A 2,629-nucleotide genomic window follows, 5' to 3' on the forward strand; every position below is an offset into this window, starting at 1 on the left:
AAGGCGTTCGCTGCGAACCGAAAAAACGGCGCCCCGTGAGCGCCGTTTTTTTATGCCTGTGATTTCAGTTGCTCCGTATCGCCTGGATCGCGAGCGAAGAACACCAGACCGTAGGTGACCCAGACGATGGCCAGCAGGATAGCCAGGGGCCATTCCAGTTCCGCGTATTCCTTGGTGGTGGTGTAACCCAGCGGCAAGGTAACGATCGCGCCGACGATCACGGCTTGCCAACCCCAGAAGGTGAAGGCCGCGAGGCTGTCGGAAATCAGTCGCGTTTGGCAGGTTCGCTGCACGACGTAGTAAGAAGTGGCAAACAACGCACATCCACCGAAGGCGAAAATCACCAGGTTGGTGTGCAGCGGGCGCAGGCGTCCAAACGTCGTCCACGGCAGACCGAAGTTCAACTCCGGCCAGACCAGTTGTGAGGCGATGAAGACACCGAGCCCCATGCCAAGGATCCCCCAGACCACCGTCATGATGGCGAACTGGCGGACTACCTTATAGTTATAAGCAGTCGGACTGATTGCTGTGCTCATTCTAAGGTTCCACGGTTTGGGTGTTTTATTAGGAGTAAAAATCGGCCGCAAGTATGGAGAAAGCGGGGGGTCATTGCAACGCGCCATGACCTGGGTCAATGCTTTCAAAAGCTGATTCTGCGGCCTTTCCATACGCGGAGTAAGGACAAAATCAGCCCCGGACAAAATGTCGCAGCGGACGAAAAAAAGGCGGGGGGACAGGTCAGTTGTAACCGGGTGTGTGGAAAGCAACTGAGCGAGCGACAGACGGTAAGTGACGCGACAGCCGGTATAAACCAGCCTTTGCGGCCTGCCCTCGGACAACGGCTTCGAATGCAGCGGCTACTTCTGGTCTGTGACCGGCCATTGCCAGTCCACTGGGAAGCAGCTTAGACCCGAATCCGGAGAGTGGAAAGGCAGGAGGTAGAGAGGGTGCGACACTTGGTCGCGTCGAGGCGGGGAACTGCCGCATCGAAGGATGCGGCAGGGGAGGAGCGGCGATTACTCGCTGGGGTTTTCGGTTTTGGCCTGGGCGGCCGCGTTGTGCGACAGGCTGTAGACATAGGCCGCGAGCAGCTGGACCTTGTCGTTGCCGAGCAGTTCGTTCTGCGCCGGCATGTGGCCCTGGCGACCATGGCGAATGGTCTGTTGCAGCTGGGTCAGGCTGGTGCCGTAGATGAAGCCGGCCGGTTGCGTCAGGTTCGGCGCCCCCATGATTTCAGTGCCCTGGCCGTTGGCGCCGTGACAGGCGACGCAGGTGGTGCTGAACGCCTGCTTGCCGGCGGCCAGGTCGGCGCTGCTGTCGGCTGGCAATGGCAGGCCGGCCAGGTCGTGGCGTACATAGGCCGCGACGTTCTTCACCCCGTCTTCGCCCAGCACTTCGCCCCAGGCCGGCATGGCTGCCATGCGGCCGCCCATGATGGTGGCCTTGATGGTGTCGGCACTGCCGCCCCAGCGCCAGTTGCTGTCGGCCAGGTTGGGGAAGCCGAAGGCGCCCTTGGCGTCGGAACCGTGGCACACCGAGCAGTTGGACGCGAACAGGCGTCCGCCCATTTTCAGCGCTTGCGGGTCCTTGGCCACTTCTTCCACGGGCATGGCCGCGAATTTGGCGAAGATCGGACCGAACTTGGCGTCTGCCTTGTTCATTTCCTTTTCCCATTCCTTGGTCTGGGTCCAGCCGTCCTCATAGCCCGGCAGGATACCTTTCCAGTTGCCCAGGCCCGGGTAGAGGATCAGGTAGCCGACGGAAAACACCAGGGTGCCGGCGAACAGCAGGAACCACCATTGCGGCAGGGGGTTGTCGTACTCCTCGATGCCATCGAACGCGTGGCCCATGGTCTGGTCGACGCTGCCCTTGGTCTCGCCCTTGCGCGTGCCGATCAACAGCCAGGTCAAGCCGATCAGGCTGCCAATGGTCAGTACGCAGATGTACGTACTCCAGAAGGTGGTCATGGCCGAATGCTCCTTGTCGCATGCTCTTCGGATTGAGCGTCATCAGATGAATTGCCGGGCATTTCCGGCGCCGGTTCGTCGGCAAAGGGCAGCAGGCGCGCCTGGGCGAACTCCGGGTTGCGCTTGGCGTTGAATACCCAGATCGACAGGCCGATGAAGGCGATCATCACCACCAGCGTGCCCAGCCCGCGGATCATGCCGGTATCGAGTTCAAGACCCATGGCTCACCTCTTGCTCTTGATCGCAGTGCCGAGCACTTGCAGGTAGGCGACCAGGGCGTCCATTTCGGTCTTGCCCTTGAGGGAGGCGACGGCGCCGGCGATATCGTCGTCGTTGTACGGCACGCCGAGGGTGCGCATGGCGCGCAGCTTGGTTTCGGTGTGGCTGCTGTCGACCTGCTGGGTGACCAGCCATGGGTAGGCCGGCATCTTCGACTCGGGCACCACGTTGCGCGGGTTGTACAGGTGCGCGCGGTGCCAGTCGTCGGAGTAGCGGGCGCCGACCCGGGCCAGGTCCGGACCGGTACGCTTGGAGCCCCACAGGAACGGGTGGTCCCAGACGCTTTCGCCGGCGACCGAGTAGTGGCCGTAGCGTTCGGTTTCGGCGCGGAACGGACGGATCATCTGCGAGTGGCAGCCGACGCAGCCTTCACGGATGTAGAT

General features: G+C 61.9%; 3 protein-coding genes and 1 pseudogene. All 4 read right to left on the reverse strand.

Going from position 1 to position 2,629, the window contains the following annotated elements:
- Window positions 1-95 precede the first annotated feature (95 nt).
- Window positions 96-536 (reverse strand): annotated as a pseudogene (locus ACQKQA_RS30120) (cbb3-type cytochrome c oxidase subunit I); the annotation flags it as partial.
- 480 nt (window positions 537-1,016) lie between these two features.
- Window positions 1,017-1,967, reverse strand: a complete 951-nt coding sequence (gene ccoP, locus ACQKQA_RS30125) for a cytochrome-c oxidase, cbb3-type subunit III (protein ID WP_427564777.1) — start codon at window positions 1,965-1,967, stop codon at window positions 1,017-1,019.
- A complete protein-coding gene (locus tag ACQKQA_RS30130) occupies window positions 1,964-2,188 on the reverse strand; it encodes a cbb3-type cytochrome oxidase subunit 3 (RefSeq protein ID WP_427564778.1) in 225 nt (74 codons plus the stop codon). The genes ccoP and ACQKQA_RS30130 overlap by 4 nt, the downstream gene beginning before the upstream one ends.
- Window positions 2,189-2,191: 3 nt before the next feature.
- A partial coding sequence (ccoO, locus tag ACQKQA_RS30135) for a cytochrome-c oxidase, cbb3-type subunit II (protein WP_427564779.1) occupies window positions 2,192-2,629 on the reverse strand: 438 nt, incomplete at its 5' end.

It is taken from the genome of Pseudomonas sp. NPDC089530 (assembly GCF_050280705.1).
Classification (GTDB): domain Bacteria; phylum Pseudomonadota; class Gammaproteobacteria; order Pseudomonadales; family Pseudomonadaceae; genus Aquipseudomonas.